The sequence below is a fragment of the Lachnospira eligens genome (assembly GCF_009680455.1).
Taxonomy (GTDB): domain Bacteria; phylum Bacillota; class Clostridia; order Lachnospirales; family Lachnospiraceae; genus Lachnospira; species Lachnospira eligens_A.
In genome coordinates this window covers 55,094-74,214 of record NZ_WKRD01000002.1, presented here as the reverse complement: position 1 = coordinate 74,214, position 19,121 = coordinate 55,094, and the positions used below count along the sequence as shown (strand labels likewise).

General features: G+C 34.9%; 16 protein-coding genes. All 16 read left to right on the top strand.

Annotated elements, in window-relative coordinates:
* Positions 1-3: 3 nt before the first annotated feature.
* A complete protein-coding gene (locus GKE48_RS02310; RefSeq protein WP_022097861.1) occupies positions 4-1,068 on the top strand; it encodes a type IV pilus twitching motility protein PilT in 1,065 nt (354 codons plus the stop codon).
* A gap of 9 nt (positions 1,069-1,077) precedes the next feature.
* Positions 1,078-1,428, top strand: a complete 351-nt coding sequence (locus tag GKE48_RS02305; protein ID WP_022097862.1) for a helix-turn-helix domain-containing protein — start codon at positions 1,078-1,080, stop codon at positions 1,426-1,428.
* A gap of 348 nt (positions 1,429-1,776) precedes the next feature.
* Positions 1,777-2,460: an Rpn family recombination-promoting nuclease/putative transposase gene (locus GKE48_RS02300; protein WP_154300366.1), complete on the top strand. Its 684-nt coding sequence runs from the start codon at positions 1,777-1,779 to the stop codon at positions 2,458-2,460.
* 595 nt (positions 2,461-3,055) lie between these two features.
* The gene (locus GKE48_RS02295; protein ID WP_173016874.1) at positions 3,056-4,288 is read left to right on the top strand and encodes an O-antigen ligase family protein; all 1,233 of its coding nucleotides are present in this window, start codon (positions 3,056-3,058) and stop codon (positions 4,286-4,288) included.
* Positions 4,289-4,485: 197 nt separating this feature from the next.
* On the top strand, positions 4,486-5,706 hold the full coding sequence (locus GKE48_RS02290; RefSeq protein ID WP_154300365.1) for a type II secretion system F family protein: 1,221 nt from the start codon (positions 4,486-4,488) through the stop codon (positions 5,704-5,706).
* A 74-nt stretch (positions 5,707-5,780) separates the two neighbouring features.
* Positions 5,781-6,212, top strand: coding sequence for a type II secretion system protein (locus tag GKE48_RS02285; protein ID WP_118149006.1), 432 nt, complete (start codon positions 5,781-5,783; stop codon positions 6,210-6,212).
* A gap of 27 nt (positions 6,213-6,239) precedes the next feature.
* On the top strand, positions 6,240-7,010 hold the full coding sequence (locus GKE48_RS02280; protein WP_154300364.1) for a prepilin peptidase: 771 nt from the start codon (positions 6,240-6,242) through the stop codon (positions 7,008-7,010).
* A gap of 120 nt (positions 7,011-7,130) precedes the next feature.
* The gene (pilM, locus tag GKE48_RS02275) at positions 7,131-8,768 is read left to right on the top strand and encodes a pilus assembly protein PilM (RefSeq protein WP_118009828.1); all 1,638 of its coding nucleotides are present in this window, start codon (positions 7,131-7,133) and stop codon (positions 8,766-8,768) included.
* A 12-nt stretch (positions 8,769-8,780) separates the two neighbouring features.
* On the top strand, positions 8,781-9,476 hold the full coding sequence (locus GKE48_RS02270) for a hypothetical protein (protein WP_055215412.1): 696 nt from the start codon (positions 8,781-8,783) through the stop codon (positions 9,474-9,476).
* A gap of 23 nt (positions 9,477-9,499) precedes the next feature.
* Positions 9,500-10,795 (top strand): type II secretion system protein, encoded by a 1,296-nt coding sequence (locus tag GKE48_RS02265; protein ID WP_154300363.1) that lies wholly within the window; start codon positions 9,500-9,502, stop codon positions 10,793-10,795.
* Between the two features lie 24 nt (positions 10,796-10,819).
* The gene (locus GKE48_RS02260; protein ID WP_154300362.1) at positions 10,820-13,381 is read left to right on the top strand and encodes a hypothetical protein; all 2,562 of its coding nucleotides are present in this window, start codon (positions 10,820-10,822) and stop codon (positions 13,379-13,381) included.
* A 38-nt stretch (positions 13,382-13,419) separates the two neighbouring features.
* The gene (locus tag GKE48_RS02255; protein WP_082414040.1) at positions 13,420-13,977 is read left to right on the top strand and encodes a type II secretion system protein; all 558 of its coding nucleotides are present in this window, start codon (positions 13,420-13,422) and stop codon (positions 13,975-13,977) included.
* A 22-nt stretch (positions 13,978-13,999) separates the two neighbouring features.
* Positions 14,000-14,662, top strand: coding sequence for a PilW family protein (locus tag GKE48_RS02250; RefSeq protein ID WP_022097368.1), 663 nt, complete (start codon positions 14,000-14,002; stop codon positions 14,660-14,662).
* A 20-nt stretch (positions 14,663-14,682) separates the two neighbouring features.
* On the top strand, positions 14,683-18,390 hold the full coding sequence (locus tag GKE48_RS02245) for a DUF5057 domain-containing protein (protein ID WP_154300360.1): 3,708 nt from the start codon (positions 14,683-14,685) through the stop codon (positions 18,388-18,390).
* Positions 18,391-18,600: 210 nt separating this feature from the next.
* On the top strand, positions 18,601-18,912 hold the full coding sequence (locus tag GKE48_RS02240; RefSeq protein WP_055286037.1) for a hypothetical protein: 312 nt from the start codon (positions 18,601-18,603) through the stop codon (positions 18,910-18,912).
* The gene (locus tag GKE48_RS02235) at positions 18,822-19,019 is read left to right on the top strand and encodes a hypothetical protein (RefSeq protein WP_022097366.1); all 198 of its coding nucleotides are present in this window, start codon (positions 18,822-18,824) and stop codon (positions 19,017-19,019) included. The genes GKE48_RS02240 and GKE48_RS02235 overlap by 91 nt, the downstream gene beginning before the upstream one ends.
* Positions 19,020-19,121 lie beyond the last annotated feature (102 nt).

Genomic DNA, 19,121 nt, shown 5'->3' with positions numbered 1-19,121 from the left:
ATAATGTTTACTGTAGAGCAATTACTTTCGATAGCTAAAGAAAAGAAGGCAAGTGATGTGCATGTCACTGTAGGACTTCCACCAAGAGTCAGAATTAATGGTGAACTTGTGGATCTTGATTATCCTAAGCTTTCACCAGATGACTGTGAAAAGCTTATTCTTGATATTATGGATGACAGGCAGCAGGCAATGTTTAAAGACAGAGGAGAACTTGATTTTTCATTCTCTGTTCCTAATATTGGACGATACAGAGTTAATGTATTCAGACAGAGAGGGTCTGTGGCATGTGCCATGCGTATTGTAGGAACAGAGATTCCTAAGCCGGAAAGTCTTGGTGTTCCAAAGTCTGTTGTTGAATTGTATGCCAAGAAAAGAGGACTGGTTCTGGTAACGGGTCCAACAGGTTCCGGTAAATCTACAACACTTGCTTCTCTTATAGACAAAATTAATGATGAACGTAATGCTCATGTAATAACACTAGAAGACCCAATTGAGTATCTTCATTCGCATAGAAAAGCAATGATTAATCAGAGAGAAATCGGTCTTGATACGCATTCATATGCTGATGCACTCCGTGCAGCACTGCGAGAAGATCCTGATGTAATTCTTGTAGGAGAGATGAGAGATCTGGAAACTATATCTACTGCTATAACAGCAGCTGAAACAGGTCATCTCGTGTTCTCGACACTTCATACAATTGGAGCGGCGGCAACAATTGACCGTATTATTGATGTGTTTCCACCGCACCAGCAGCAGCAGATAAGAATTCAGCTTGCAGTTGTTCTTGAAGCAGTTATTTCACAGCAGCTGATACCAACAGCAGACAGATGTGGAAGAGTTGCTGCATTTGAAGTTATGCATGGAACGATTCCAATTAAGAATCTTATCCGTGAAGCCAAGACATATCAGATATCCAGTGTTTTACAGACAGCAAGAAAAGAGGGCATGATATCAATGGATGATGCACTTCTTGATCTGTATAATAAGGGAGTGATTGATTCTGATAATGCAATTGGATATGCACAGGATGTCAATTATGTTACTAAGAGAGTTAATCAGTTCTATTAATGGTGGTATATGCAGATAGGTGAGAGAATATATAAGTATCTTGAAGAAAAAGGAATGTCGCAGGCAGAGTTTGTTAGTAGGACAGGAATTTCTCAGAGTACAGTAAGTGATTGGAAGATAAAGAAGAATAATCCGTCAGCAGATAAGATAATGGTAATATGCAAAGCACTCGATATTTCTCCATATGAACTGCTGACTGGCACAGAAGATATGAATAATTCAAGAAAGTATATGGATTATGCATATGTTGATAAAGACTCTAAGGAATACACATTGATAGAAACTTATCAGGAGCTTAGTGATGACGCAAAACTAAAGCTGGAAAGATATATGGAGGCTTTAAGAAAGTCTGGGGAATAGTGATTGAAGAGATGACAATGCTGGTGATGTGCTGGCATTGTTTTTTTCTTGGGGACTGTTAATCATGCAATTATTATTTATTATTATGAGGATTTCCTATAAGAACAATAAATAATCAATCTATATAGGCTAATTTCAGGCAGAAATACAAGAAAGTGCCGGAAATTACCTATCAGGTAGGCACGAGGAAGCTTATCTATAGGTGGATTGGGAGGAAAAGTGAAGGCTGAATAAGGATTCAGCCCGGATATGTCCTATAAGACAAGTGATAATGCGACTACCTATAGGTATCAGGTAATATAATGTGTAATATACCGCAATTACGGTATTGACAACAAGATATATTAATTGTATATTAAGAATGATTTCCTGTATGGCATAGAGAATCAGACAAAGGTTGAGAAAAGAATGCCGGCAAGAATATCAGGATATGAAGGTGCTTCATACAGAGGACAATGTGATAAGAAAACAATAGTGCCGGTAATAACGATGGTGCTGTATTATGGTACAGACAGAAAATGGACGGCACCAAAGAATCTTAAGTCTCTGATTAAAGTTCCAGATAATCTGGATAAGTATGTTAATGACACTAAAGCTAATGTATTTGAGATAGCGTGGCTGACAGATGAACAGATAGCAAAGTTTACGAGTGATTATAAGATAGTTGCTAATTTCTTTGTGAACAAGAGAAAGAACAAAGATTACATACCAGATGATAAGACAACAATTAAGCATGTGGATGAGATACTAAAGTTTTTATCAGTTATGACAGGTGATAGCAGATATGAAGAGATATTGTCAGATAAGGAAGGGGTGAGCAATATGTGTGATGTAGCGCAGAGGCTTGAAGACAGGGGAATTGAGAAAGGAATGAAAGAGGGACTTAGTCTTGGCGGCAACCAGATGATATATTCACTGGTCGAAGATAAGAGCATAAGTATTGAAAAGGGTGCGCAAAAGCTTGGGATAAGTGCAGAAAAGCTGCGAGCTAATATGATTAATGCGGGATACAAGTGTCCGGATATGGAGTGATAGCTGATAAGGAAGGCAGAATAACAGTATAATATATAAAGATAAAGCAATGCTGGTAAGAGTGGATACTGGCGTTGCTTTTCTTTTTTGGAGAAGCCAGCTTCTGTTCAGGGTTTATTTCTACGCGTTCCTATAAGAATAAAAAATAATAAAGCTATATAGGCAAAATACAGGCAGAATTACATGAAATTGCAGGAATATACCTATCAGGTAGGCACGAGGAAGCTTATTTATAGGTAGATTGGGAGAAAAAGTGAAGGCTGAATAATGGTTCTGCCTGGATATGTCCTATAAGTCAAGCAATAATGCGACTACCTATAGGTATCAGGAACAATGAATCAATAAAGCATTTAATTATTTCTTGAAAATAGCTAGAAAAATAGATATATTATAGTAAAGTATTAATCTAAAAGGGGAGAAAAATAAAATGCTTACAAAATTAAAAAAGTGTAAAACACTTAAAGAAATATATGAGGTGCTGGGGAGAATTTTTTTTGAAAAGATAGCAATGTACATAGTGATGGGATGGTGCTTATTGCCGATACTATCAATCTTCTTTCACATAAGATGGATGGGGATGGCTGAGCAGACATTTATGTATAGATTGAATATATTGTCAAGCTATCAGACGGCAGTTTTGCTTATGGGTGTGCTGACATTGGAATTTCTGATAGCATACTTTATAGGCATGATACTGACACGGAGCAATGATTGGAAAAATGAGCTGTTTGAGTTTATTAAAAGAGAACCATGGAATGTATTTTTTTTGATGCTGTTTGTATGGATTATCATATGTACAATGCATTCGGCTAATAAATATACTTCAATATTTGGGACAGAGTACAGATATGAAGGTCTTGTGACATATTGCTGCTATGCGGCGGTTTATATGTGTGCGCATATAGTTAAAGAAGCAAAATATAGAAAATGCATATTCAATACATATGCGGTAACAGCAGTTATACTTGGAATATGCCTGTTGCTTCAAGATAATCATTTGTTATATATGCACAAAATATTTGTTTATGATAGAGCAACTGTATTCAGCCAGTTTAATCATTTTGGGTATTATCTTAACATGTCAATTCTGGTAATGACAGGGCTATTCTTAACGTCAGATGTTAAGAAAAATGAAATTATGTATGCAGCAGGAATGGCATTCCAGTTATTTTGCCTTTTGGTGAACAATACATTTGGTGCGTATCTTGGCTCTATGTTTGGTGTTATAGCTGTATGCATAATGTATGTTGTAAGAACTAACAATATAAAGAAAATACTAGTGCCGATAATTATATATATTTCTCTTAGCGCAGTCAGCATGTCAGGAATCATTCCATCAAGCAGTGGACAGAACTTAAAAGTTAATTTATCAACCTTCTCTCATGATGTTAATGCAGTCGTATCAGATGCGGAAGATGCAGATGGAGCAGGGACGGGAAGAATGAGATTATGGAAAGCTTGCTTAAAAATGATACCGGAAAGTCCAATATTAGGATATGGACCAGAACAATTGAATGAAAAATATGCTGGCGAATTGGGAGGCGTGTTAGCAGGAGGCACTGACAGACCAGAAAATGAATATATACAGTATATGGTGTTTATGGGAATACCAGGGCTTGTAATGTATATGGGTGCATTAATATCAATGATGATATGCCAATTGAAGAAAATTAAAAAAATGGAACTTATAACGATAGCTTCGGCAGGATGTGCATTGGCATATGCAGCAGGTGCATGCTTTGGAAATTCAATGTATTATACAACACCATATTTCTATATGTTTTTAGGAATGACGGCAAGAACGATTAAGCTAAAAAATACGAAATAAAAGTGAAAATTACCCACTTTTAGTGTGTAGTATGATATTATTAAGACATGTTATAAATATAAAAGTGAATTTAAAAAGAATTTATTTTTTGTTAATTTTGTTTGTTAATTTTAGTAAAATTATTGTCCTGATTGTGCTTATGTGTTATACTAAATGCACTAAAAAGGAAAGATTTTACTAAGAATGGGGAGTGTGATATGGAAACATTTTCATACAAAGCGGTTGACGCTTCGGGAAAAGATGTTAAGGGTGCTATTGAAGCAGAAAGTAAAGATGAAGCAGCCAGAAAGATAAAGGAACAGGGCTTTACTCCTATATCAATAGGTAAGCAGGGAGCTTTGGATAAAGATGTTAATCTATCATTTTTTGGTCCAAAGAAAATACCGGCACGAGATATGAGTGTATTCTGCCGGCAGTTTGCAAGTATTCTTAAAGCAGGTGTAAGTGTAATTAATGCATTGGAGATGCTTGGTGAACAGACAGAGAATAAGAGACTTAAAGAGGCAATTGAGAGAACCCAGTCCAGTGTAGAAAAAGGTGAAAACCTTTCGGATTCAATGAGGGAGAACGAAGAGTTTCCAAGTATTCTTATTGATATGATTAAGGCTGGTGAAGCTTCTGGTAGTCTGGAGAATTCTCTTACACGAATGGCGGTACAGTTTGAAAAAGATGCCAAGTTAAAAGGTGTTGTAAAGAAAGCAATGATGTATCCGATAGTGCTTATCTTTGTTATGATAGGTGTTATTGTAGTAATGCTTACATTTGTTATACCAAGCTTTATGACAATGTTTGAAGACTTAGATTCAGAACTTCCAGTAACAACAAGGGCAATCCTAGCTATGAGTGACAGCATAAAGGGATACTGGTATGTATATCTTATTGTTGTCGTTGGAATAGTTGTGGGGGTTAAGTTGTATGGTAATACCGAGAATGGAAGACATAACCTGGATAAATTAAAGTTAAAGATTCCAGTATTCGGATTGTTACAGACTAAGTCAGCATGTGCTTCATTTGCAAGAACAATGAGTACATTGTTACAGGCTGGTATGCCAATGATTGATGCGCTTGAGATATCTGCTTCAACCATGAAGAATGTATTATATTATGATGCATTAGAAAAAGTAAAGAGCGGCGTGTCATTAGGCTTGCCTCTTTCTAATCAGTTAAGAACATCGGGGCTTTTTCCTCCGATGGTTGTACATATGGTAGGTATTGGCGAAGAAACTGGTAATGTTGAAGAGATGCTTACCAATTCAGCAGTTTATTATGAAGAAGAAGTTGAAGTTCAGACACAGACTCTTACTTCATTAATGGAACCTATTATTATTGTACTAATGGCTTTTGTTGTTGTACTTTTGATACTCGCAATTTACCAGCCAATGATTCAGCTTTACAATACATTAGGTTCACAAGGTTAGTATATAATCTGTTCTGCAGGTCGCTTAACGAGAATGGATTTATATAAATATATTTCAAAAGGGAGATATGAAACATGAAAAAAACACAGAAAAAATTAGGTAACAAAGGTTTCTCTTTAGTAGAGCTTATCGTAGTTATTGCTATTATGGCAGTACTTGTTGGTGTGTTAGCTCCAACACTTATCAAGAACATTGAAAAGTCAAGAAAGTCAAAGGATGAACAGAATCTTGATACAGTTAAGGGCGCAATAACAACAGTATTAGCTGATGAAAAATATTATGATCTTTTAAGTGATAATGTGGTTACAATTACAGGCTCAGATGGAACGATTACAATTACTTCTGATTCAGATACTAAGCCAGATGGTGCTACAAATACTTTAAAACAAGAATTGACTGAGACTATTAGTAAAGAAAAAGTTCCTATGACTTCAAAAGATTTAAAGTCAAAAACAATTAAATTCACGATTACAAACGGAAAAGTTTCAGATTATAATGCATCATAATAGTATTAGTTAAGGAAACATTAAATCATGCAATACGAATTACCACTGTACTTCATTATCTTTCTATACGGAATAGTATTCGGAAGTTTTTTGAACGTACTGATTTACAGATTACCATTAAAAGAGAATATAGCTACAGAACATTCGCATTGTATGACATGTGGTGCAAAAATCCAGTGGTATGATCTCATACCACTGGTAAGCTACATAATACTTGGTGGGAAATGCAGACACTGCAAAACTAAGATATCACCGCAGTATCCAATCATTGAAGCGACCAATGGGATAGCATATGTGATAGTATTCTTAGTTCACGGATTTAATGCGGTAAGCATATTGATGTGCTTTGCATTTTCAATATTTCTTGTTATTTCAGTCATTGACTGGAGAACTTTCGAGATACCATTTTCACTTAATGTGGCAATTGGTGTTTTGGCAGTGATAAGAATCATATTAGATCACAAGAACCTATTAGACTATCTAATAGGGTTTTGTGTTATAAGTGGATTCATGCTCATATGTCTTTTTATTGGACGAGCGATTAAAGGAATTGACGCTTTTGGCGGTGGAGACATTAAGCTGATGGCGTTTGCAGGATTATTTTTAGGATGGAAGTGCATTATCCTGGCATTTCTGATTGGCTGCATCTTGGGTGCAGTCATTCATTCCATCCGTATGAAAGTCACGGATGCTGAACATGTACTGGCATTCGGACCATATTTGTGTGCAGGGCTTACAATAGCCATGCTTTTTGGTACGAATATAATTAACTGGTATCTTTCTTTTATGGGATTCTAACTAATCTGTATATTTATGTAGGAGAGTTTTTGTCTATATAGAAAGAACAGGAAATTTATATATATTTTTATAACTAGAAATCATTAGCTTATTATGTGGGGAGCTGGATAGGAGGATTTTATGGCTGCATCTAAAGCCAAAGGTAAATTGGTAAGTATCGTTATCAATAACGAGTATATTAAAATATGTGAAATCACTAAATCAGGTAAGAACAGTGTCGTTCATAAGACTGTTACAATTCCTGCACCAGAAGACTGCTATGTCGATGGTGTAATTGAGCAGACTGACGTACTTGCTAAGGCAATCAAGGTTGTTATGGACGAGCATAGATTTAATGCTAATAATGTCGCATTTTCTATCAGTTCTCCAAGACTTGCAACTAAGGAAGTTCTTATTCCTAATGTTAAGGCTAATAAGATTGATAAACTTGTACAGGCTAATGCTACAGAGTATTTCCCTGTTAATATGGATGAGTATATCATTCAGTACACGGTTCTTGAGAAAGTAGAAGATCAGGGACAGGAAAAGATTAAACTTATGGTTGCTGCTGTACCATCAGAAGTTGTAGAGTCTTACTATGGACTTGCTAAGGCTTTAGGACTTAAGGTGGCATTTGTTGATTATGCAGGTAATAGTACATACCAGATTATGAAACAGCAGATTGGACCAGAAGTCAGTCTTGTTATACAGGTTGAAAATGATGGTACTGTAATCAATATTTTCAAGGATAATGTATTGCAGTTACAGAGAAATGTTCCTTATGGAAAGTCAATGCTTGTTAATGCTGTTATGGAGAAATATGGACTTAAGTATGAGGCTGCTACAACAAAGCTTCAGAATGAAACACTTCTTCATTCAAGATTTGATGGAGATGAGGTTACAGAGTCATTAAGGTATATGGCAAGTAACATCAACAGAGTTATTGATTACTATGTATCTCGTAACAGATTATCAATCCAGAAGGCGTATCTGATTGGACATTCTACATCTATTAAGGGTTTTGCAACACTTCTTTCTAATGAGCTTAATATGCCAATTGAGAAGGTCGAGAGACTTAAGAATATTGCACTGGACAAGAAAGCATATGTTGAAGAGGCTACTCTTACAAGTTATGTAACTAACTTAGGTGCAGTTATTGATCCGGTTGATTTTATTCCTAAGAGACTTATTGAGAGTGGTGCCAGAAAAGAAAATACAAAGACACTTATCGTAGGATTTGTTGGAGCCCTTGTGGTTTCTGCACTTCTTGTTCTTATTCCACTTGTTCAGGTTGTTGCTCTTAATGCAGAGATTGGATCTCTTAATAAGAGTATAAAGAAGCTGAGCATTATTAATGATGTTGTTAATGAATATTATTCAGCTAAAGATAAATATAATGATATCGCAGCATTTGCAGCACTTACATCAGACAGCGATGATGCATTACAGGATTTTGTTGATTATCTTGAAAAGAGTATGCCAAGTGATATTACTATTCAGTCTTTCAATGTTGCATCAGGAGCAATTACTGTTAATGGAACAGCGGGAAGTAAGTCTTCAGTAGCTAAGTTCATTCAGGAACTTCAGAAGAATTCTTCTGTACTTAATGTTGATGCCCCTACTATAACAGAGACTAAGGATAATGCAGGTACAATTGAAGTTACATTTTCATTATCATGTACATTTGTTGGAGGAACATCTAATACAACTGATATGAAGTCATCTAATACATCAAACAGTACTAAAAATAGCAGTACTAAGAGTTCAACAACAAAGTAGGAGGGGAGTCAGATGGATAAGTTAAAAGGTATGTTAAAAATCTCTGAAAGAGACAAAAAGTTATTGGTTGTTGTATTAGCAGTGCTTATTATGGCTCTTGCTTATTTCTTTGGATTTCAGAATCTTTCAGATCAGGTAGATACTTTATCTACTAAAAAGACTACTCTTGAGACAACTCAGAGAGACTTAAAAGAAAAGAATAACAACAAACAGAAGTATGTTAATGATACAATGAATTATCTTAAGCAGTATGATAATCTTCTTGACAGATATGCGGCAGGGAGCACACAGCCTAATTCAATTGATTTCTTTAACAAGACAGAGTCTGTAACAGGAACATGGGTAAGAAGTCTTTCTTTATCACCAACAACTGTTCTTTACAAGTTCGGTCAGATTGCTTCAAGTAATGTAAATGGAAAAAGCAATTATACTTCTAATCTTACCGGCTATAAGTCAACTATTAATATTGCTTATGAATCAGATTATAGTCAGTGGAAGAATTTTATTAAATATGTCAATACATATGCTGATAAGAGCACAATTGATGCTTTATCTGCATCTTATAATGAGGCAACAGGTGTTGTTACAGGAACAGCATCTATTTCACTTTATTCAATTGAAGGTGGAAAGCGTGATTATAAGGAACCATCATTTGATGTTAAGACAGGAACAGGAAATATATTCTCAACAGTTACACCAACTGAGTAATAAGAGAATTCAGGGAGAGGGATATGAAATTATATAGAAAGAATAGAAAATTGAATAATTCCGGTTTTTCACTGGTTGAAGTACTGGTAGCGATTGTTATTCTTGCAATCATATCTCTACCGGTATTGAGTACATTTTCTAATGCTGCAAGAATTAACAATAAGGCAAGAAGGACTGAAAATGCTAATACTGCAATTAACAATATTATAGAGGAAGCAAAGAGTATGAGTTTGGACAGGCTTGCTGGTGGCAATGGACAATATACTTATCAGCAGCTTGGTGGGATTGACAGCACAACATATTCTGTGGGTAATAAGAAAGATGCTTCTAATATTCTTTATTATGAGGGTGTAAATAAAGAAAAATTTTACATTAAAGCAGAATTTGATCCTTCACCTTATACAACACCTGCTGACAGTACGGTTAAGGATAATCCTAATAATAATATTAATTCAGCAGGAATATCAGTATATGCAGATGTTTCAGCGGACAGTTCACTCGTTTATCGTGATGATAACAGTGATAATCAGGCAGTTGCACATTTTAAATATTATACAGGTGAGCAGGCATTTGACAGGTCTAAGATTACTAAGAGTACATCTATTGATGTTAATGTAACAAGAAATACTTCAGATGCATCTAAGGTTTTATTTGACCAGACAGCAGTTATTACAGTTACATATCATTATGATACTGTGCTTAGTTATCCTGATTATGTTAAGACAACTACACTTACAACTAATACTTTTGAAGCGGAAGAACGTGAGGAAGATGTAAGTGGTACAAAGCAGACTGTTTATTACGTTTCAGGAAAGATTAAGAAGAATATAAAGAATCTGTATGTATTCTATACTCCGTTTGATGATTATATCAGTACTAATAAGAAGGGTACAACAACTACAGATGGTACTATGGAAGTATATGTTAATGATAAGATTAATGTAACATACAAATATCCGGCAGAACTTACCAATGTAAGATATAGTGACCTTAATGTATATCTTCTTGAGCAGGAAAAGATAACGCAGGAAAAGAATGCAGATGGTTCAGTAGCATCAGCACAGAAATACAGAATGTTGGTTGATCATAATAAAGTTAAAGTTACATTTAATACTCAGGTTATGGGTAATCTTGCTGATAAAGCAGGAAACAAGGATACTGCAGCGAGAATTTATTCTAATATTAAAGACTGGAAGTCTGGTTCTTCATCAAAAACAGAAGATTCTATGTACAGACTTACAGTGACAGTATATTATAATGATTCAACTATGTCAGATGATTCAAAGATTGCAACTATGACATCTACTAAGATTAATTAGTCAGTGAAAGAATGGAGACAGTTTATGGGGAAAGTATTATTGAATTTGAAAAGAAAAAGAAATAATTCTGGTTCTACTATTGTAATAGTGCTTATTATGACTTCATTTGTATTGATTCTTTCAACACTGATTACTACAACTACAATGGTCAACCTTAAAATGAAGATGATAGCATCACAGTCTAAAAAGACGTTCTACACATCAGAAGAGGCTGTTGATGAGATATATGCTGCACTTGGAAAAGCTTCAATGGAGTGCTTTAATGCTTCATATGAGGAACAGCTTACCACATTATCAAGTTATAGTAAGGTCGTTTCTGACAAGCATAATAATTTTGCAACTTTGGTTGAGATTGATAATGAAAAAGCAAATGTTGCTTTAAGAGAAAATTATATGCAGAAGCTTATAGGAAAGCTGTTGCCAGATTTTAAGACAACAGATTTTAGTCCTGTATATAATAATAATTATAGCTTTGATGGACACAAGGAGAAGTTCATTGAAATATTGAATTCATATCTGGAGAATTATTCTACAGGTGTTGATAAGGATGGTAATGCTACGGGAGATCCTATTCTTGTGGTGCAGGATGTCAATACTATCCGTATGAGAAATACGAGTGATAAGAATAATGGAACAGGTCTTAATGTGTATGCAATCACATTTACAGATTGTGTCGTTAAGTATCTGACACAGAATGGGGACTATTCTTATATTACATTTAATGGAGCAGTTGGGCTTCCTGATATATATGTTAATTTCATGGACGAAGACCTTGTTGGTACAACATTCTTTGGTAATTATGCGTTAGTTGGTAATACTGGTATTAATATTACTGACGGAGGAACAGCGATAATTAAAGGAAATGCATATGCTGGAAGAGCATCAGGCCTTAATATTAAGGGTTCAACTCTTGATTTTACAGGCAGTTATCTTATCTGTGGAGGTAGTCTTAACCTTAATATTAAGTCAAAAGGAGAGACCGGAGCATTATCTGCGTCACAGCTTAACCTTGGTGGCTCTTCACAGTTATGGTCTGATGAGATTGTACTTGGAAATAATGCCACATTTAATGGCGCTGGTGCAGTCAATGTTAAGGATGACCTTACTATTGAGGGGGATGATTCAAGTGCAGTTCTTAGTGGTTCTTATGAAGGCTTTGGATATGAACCTAAGGAAAATGCAACTCATTATGACAGTAGTGCGGTAATTATTAATGGAGAAAGAGCGACAATTACATTCAGTTCATCTCTTTCAAAGCTTGTTGTTGCTGGCCGTTCATATATTAAATTTGAGACATCAGTACCGCTTGCAACAGGTGAATCAATTTCAGTTAATACTAATCAGGAAATATATCTTGTTCCTGCACAGCTTTTAAAGAGTGGTTCTAAGAATCCATCTAAGAAGCAGACAGCAGGCAACGGAATCAAGTGCGAGACTAAGATAAGTGAGTCAACATTCTTTGGATTTGATTTGTTAAGCAAGAATGGTGATGATTATTATGTGACCAGAGATTATGATGTAGCTGGTTCTGGTCTTAATACAATTGATTATGATAAGTCAAGAACATATTATTATTTCAGTTTCAAGGATACAGCATCACTTAATACTTATGCTAAGATTATATATGATTATACAGATTCTCAGTTTGAGGAATTCCTTAATAATACTTCTTATGCACAGAAATGCAGTGCTGCAGAGAAAAATGATTATATTAAGGAATCTAAGTCTTTAAGAAATGCTATTAAGAAATCTGTAGGTACATATGCCGGACTTAGTGGTTCATCAGTTGTAAGAAGTGAAAGTCTTACAGATGGAGCCAGCCTTGGTATCTTTGCTGATAATTCAAGTTTTGATTTTAAAACTGAATATTCAGACAGATCGAATAGATATAATGTGTTTAATAAGATACTTGCGCCTCTTGGGGATTCAGTAACATATACAACAACTCAGCAGGCAGAGGAATATCTTAATAGTATTGCTCATAATAATATTGCTATTGATCTTAGCAAGTACACACCTGATGATGTTTATGACAATATTATTAATAAAGATGGTTTTGCAGAAGTTACTGATGGTAAGGCATTCAGCAAACAGGTAGAAGGAAAATGGTTTATAGCTTATGCGTTATCTGAAGTATCAGCATCAAAAGGTATAGAACTTGTTATAGATAGTAATTCGTCTGAATCAAAATCAAATATTCTTAAGATAACTTCGGGCGTTGTTGTCTGCTCTGGTAATGTTCATATTAAGAGTGATTTTGATGGAATTGTTGTTTCTAATGGAATAATTACGATTGATTCAGGAGTGACAGTTTCTAATAACATATTCTCTGATTCACTTTTCAGAACATTTATTGATGACCATGAAGCAGAGCTTACAGATACTAATGGAAAAGGCAAGACAGTCCACTATAAGGATATTTTCAGATTCTGGAATCCGCATGTTGAATCTAAGAAGGATTCATCACTTAGTGTAAGCAATATGACTTATAAGGATATGGTTACATTCAGTCTCTGGAGGAAGTACGAAGATCCTAAGGGAACTAATGTTGAGTCTACAACGGAGGCACCTACTAATCCGTCATAATACGGAATATTATAGAAAGATTATTTAATGGAGATGTGATGATGAGCAGGAGAGGGAACAGACATTTTAAGAAACAATTAAATAATCAGGGATTTTCTTTATTGGAACTTCTTGTAGTAATTGCAATAATCGCAGTTGTTTCACTTCTTGTAACAGTCGGACTTACAGTTCTTAACAAGGGAAATGCCAAGAAAGCTAATAAGAATCTTTATTCAAGTCTTAGTGAGTTAAAGACAAGTACTATGGCTAAGAATGGGAACTGGTACATGGAGATTGGTAAAGATGGAGATTCTTATGTATTTACTACATATAAGGATACAGGAAGTCCATTAGAAACATACAAATGTAGTGCTTCAAGGATTTCTATTGTATATGAAGCTGGTACTTCGTCGTATAATGTTGATGATTATACAATTATGGTTAAGTTCAGTAAAGCAGATGGTTCATGTGACAGTGTGACAGCTACTAAGTCAGGAATGGATCCGGTTGAACTTAAGAATACAGCAACTTCAGGAACATTTAAGGTTACATCATCTGGTGTTGATTATGAATCTAAGCTATGGTATAAGACCGGAAAAGTTACGACATCGAACTAGTTTATTAATATGGAGTGGAGTTATGAAGAAGGATAACAAGGGATTCTCATTAGTGGAACTGCTTATAGCGATAGCAATATCAAGTATTGTTCTTATGGCACTTGTAATGCTTATTACACAGGCGGTCAGAAGTTACACGAAGCAGACAGCTCTGGCACAGATACAGAGTGATGCGGATATAAGTCTTAATCAGATGTCAAAGAATATTCTTGAGGCAACAGAGATAAAGATTGAAAAGCTGAATGGGGATGTAACTATATATACTAATAAGGTTATTGAGAAAAAGAATAGTACTGAGGTAGGCATTGAATGGGGATACTATTATGAAAGTGCAACACAGCAGCTATGGTATATCAATTCAGATAAGTCAGAAATGAGTCTTGTATGTGATAATGTTACATCATTTGATGTAAGAATATCAAAGGATAGTATAGAGCTTGATACAGCAACAATTAAGTCAATTGACAGGAATCCACAGATTGTTATTTCGTTAGGCTTACAGAGGATGAATGAAAAGAGAATTGTCTCAAGAACATTTTCAACAAGAAACCAGCTTAATGATAATATAACACTTGGCAAGTCTATTACATCGGTTGAAGGAGATAAGGACGATGTTGTTAATACACTTAAGGTTGGCAACACATTATCAGCAGCACAGATAATTGATTATTTTACAGATAATTAAGTAAACGGGAGGTAATCTTTATGAAGTCAAAGTTCAAAGGAAATGGTAAAAACAGAATATTGGCAGTGATTGCTTCTGCAGTTATGTTTTGTCTTGTTGTGCTTCTTGTGATTGTTACACGAAAGACTGATGCGGTGGCTGATACTTCGGTTATTATTAATGGTAAGGAATATTCACAGGATAATAAGATGAAGATTCTGGAGATTGTTTCTGAAGATTATTATGATGAGTTAGGACCGATTATAGGTAATTCATCTGGTAGTGTCAAGTGGGATGATATTGTAGCAAAGGCTACTGATAAAAAGGTAGCATCTAATAGTGATGTACAGAAGAATATGGATGTGTATCTTCAGTATGTTAATGGTATTCTTTTAAGCGGAACTAATTATAATTTATGCCTTGAGTATAAAAGTGGCAACTCATACAATTATTACACTACTTCTAATGATGCAATACAGAAGGCTGGCACTTTAGATGTTGATAATATAAAACTTATTTTCTGTAAAAAAGATGGTAATAGCTATATACCTATGACAACAAAAAACGGTTCTAAGTTAAGAGATGCATTTTCTTTCTTTGTATTTGGTGACAAAGGAATGGAAGGATTTGTTGATCTTGTAATCAAGAAACCGTCAGAAGTTACAACCAAGGATATAGATGATGCGACTATTGTATATTTTTCATGTAAAATACACAATGCAGGAATATTATCTGCATATAATTATCTGAATGGAACTAATGTATCTTCTACAGAGAAAAAATGGACATTGGGAGACAATGACTTACCTGCAGAAACAGCACTTTACCTGTATATGGTGAATGCTACTAAAGGAAAAGCTATAATGTATAATTCTGCTGATAAAGGTCTTGGAAGTGATAATAAGTATTCTAATATTGCAAGAATATGTCTTACAATGTCTGGCATTGACAGAGATCAGTTTGTCACAGATTTTGCCCATACGAAAGAGGGCATAAGCGGAGGAGTCACAGGTAAATATTATAGTGGAAATGTAGGATATATTAATATTGATGACGAAAATGGCAACAAGATAATTAATTATTACCTTGAATCTGGAGAAAAAAGAAGCTTTGAAGATGCCGGAGGTTCAGGACCATTTGCTTACTGGAGAAGTTATCAGATGATTTTTGATCCGGAAAATTTTAAAGACAATAAGTCGAATTGGGTTACTACATTCCCTATATATAATGCAACGGAAACAAACAGACAGAAGTATGTTGATAAATATGTGTGGGAATTTAATTCAGATAATGCTATTACATCAGAACTTATGTCAAGTGATGTGTATCCAAGTAATGCCCAGGAAAGTGATATTAAGTATGGTACAACATATGACGAAGCTAAGACATTTACTAAGGACAATAAGACTATAGATGCTGCACTTACCGGAGCAAAGATAATTCAGTATATTATTGGTGCATATAAGAGAACACCTAGTGAATCTGTCAATGTACTTGAAATTGAGCCTATTGGTGTATATGGCTATAATACTGATGGCGGTAAGGATATTATTAAGACATGGTATGGCTTGCCAAAGACCTCAAGTGTAACGGTTAATGTTACAAGTATGTCAATAAATGCATTTGCAGGATTTAATGAAGATATTCTTTCAAAGTATGATCTTGTTATTATTGGTGATAGAGGTTCTGCGCAGACAGTTGGCAAAGTATTTGGTTCTCATATGTATAATACTGACAGAACATTTACAGAATCATCAAAGACATATAATCTGAATGCTAATGACCTGACTGAGAAAGCGTTTAATAAACTTTTTGAATTTGCACAGAAGGGTATGCCAATAGCACTTGATAAGAATGTATATTATGGCAATAAGTCAGTTGTAGACAGTAACACTAACATGTATAAGATGAGAAAATCTAATCTTGCAATGCAGCTTACAAAGACAGGATCATCTAATATTGTATGGGTAGATAATGATGAGGTATCAGATACATTAAATTATATCTATAAACCGACAAGCAACATTTCACCTAATATGAAAGAGTATGATGGAACTGAGGCAAGTGTTAATGAAAGAGATTTTGACAAGAGCCTGTTAGTTACATTTTCAGGAAATGTAACTGTTCCGGTAAGGGATGGTTCATATAAAGTTAAGATATACATTGACAGAAACTGTGACAGTATGTTTTCAGAAGATCATACAACAGATGATACTGAGTTATTCTATTGTGAAAGTGATGGTACGGGGATACAGTGGACTAATGGAGGTTTTAGTACAACATTGTCTCTGCCAAGTGGACTTACCGGTTATGTTGGCTGGAAGGTTGAGATAACTGATACAGATACAGGATTAAGAACTTATACTTCTGGTGCATTTGCATTGAAGAATAAGGAGAGAACAATAAATGTTTTACAGATTAAGAGTAATTCACAGGAGTCACATCTTAATCTTGCTCCTGGAAGCAAGTTTGATGAAAAATTCAAGTCAGAAGCTGGGATTACAGGGTTTAATCTGAAGGTTAAAGAAATGACCAAAACAGAATTTTCAGAAGAATTAAAGAAGAATCCTAAGCTTCTTGATGATTATTCTATGATTGTTATGGGATTTGCTGATAACTATGGTAATGATAATGATTTATCTGTCGATGCAATTGATGCTATAAAAACTTATATTGATGATGGAAAATCTGTACTGATGACACATGACTGTATGTCTTATAGGGAGAATGGTACAGGCAAAAAAGCAGCTGGTTCATATGAGAAACTTAATTATGCTACCCAGCAGTTGAAACCTTTGATTGGAATGAAGGGTGGATATAGTTTAACAGATACTCTTATATATAAATTATCGGGTGTAGGACCATTTACTGGTTCAGGCGATACAACAAGTACCAGAATGACAAGCAGCCTTTCAAAGCTGAATACTGGTGAAGTTACATCTTATCCTTATGGAATTGATTCGTCAATAAGTGTTGCTCCAACGCATGCACAGTATTTTGCCCTTAATCTTGAAACACAGGTTAATGGTTCAGATCCTGTTGTATGGTATACTCTTGATAATGGTGATAAGAATTATTTTTCATTATCAGGTCAGGATGCTGTTAATAATTACTATATATATTCTGCTGGTAATGTTACATATACTAGTGCAGGTCATTCTGATATGGATAAAGAAGGCACTGATGCAGAGATGGAGCTTTTTGTTAATACATTTGTAAGAGCTATTCTTGCTGGTAACAGTGCACCACAGGTTTCATATACGGATGCTGTTTATGATGACACACAGAAGGCATATAGTAGTTATATTAAGTATAATTACACAAAGTTCGCTGACAGGCAGCTTAACTTTAATTTCATGATATCAGATGCCGACCTTATTGATGGCAGAGGTATTATTAATGAGGCTTTCATGTATGTGTATAATGAAGAGGCGCGTACTGAAGAGTCACAGAAGAACGGTAAGTTTGATTCGTCTAAGGACAAGAGACTTGGCTATATCAGTATAGATGGTTCTGGAAATGTTTCACTTACGTCGATGCCTGTATCGTCAGGTTCATCTAAGGTTAAATCTGGTGTGGAATATACGGTTGATAATTTCTGGAGTCTGTCAGGGGCAGATGATGCATCATTGAGACAGAAGCTTTCGGATGGAACTCTTAAGATAGGTATTCAGGCAACTGATGGTCACAATGGAGTTGGTTATGCAATACTTAATCTTCAGGTAAAAGATTTGTTTAATATGGATTAATTTAATATCAGTATGGATTAAACTCCGGTGGATGAACTCTCATATAGAGAGGCTCTGCCGGAGTTTTTTGTTAGGAATCATACAGGAGAGGTATTCTATATAAAATATAATGATATATATATTGACATTGATTATATATAATGATAATATATTAATACATTATATACGCAGTGCGTATTATAATAAGGATTATGCGTTTAGAGGAGATATATGGGGAAGAGTGTAGACAGGAAACAGGTAGATGATTATAAGCTGTCACTTGTAAGATTCAGGGATGTTGTTAAGAAGAATTTTGATGGAATTGAGCTTGTAGTATTAGGATTGGAACTGCAGGAGCATATTCATTATGGAATGCCGCTAAGAACTATGATATATGACTCACTTGGGTATCTGAAAGAATTTGAGGGAGTAAGAAAGGGGAGTCGGTTATTATGTGTGAAGCATGGAAAGAGTATTATGATGAAGCAAGACAGGATGGGTTTAAGTCTGGTAAAGAACAGGGATTTAAGACGGCAACAATAGAAGATATAATATTTATGATAAGATATGGAATATCAAAGAAGGATTTATTAAAGAAGTATTCAGAAAAAGATTACAACGAAGCACTTTCTAAGATGGCTGCGAAGTAAAGATGAACCAACCAGATTATCAATATAACACATGAGGTCTGGTTGGGATTTTTATACAATGAATATATATTGATAATTGTTTTGAGATACTATAATCATAAA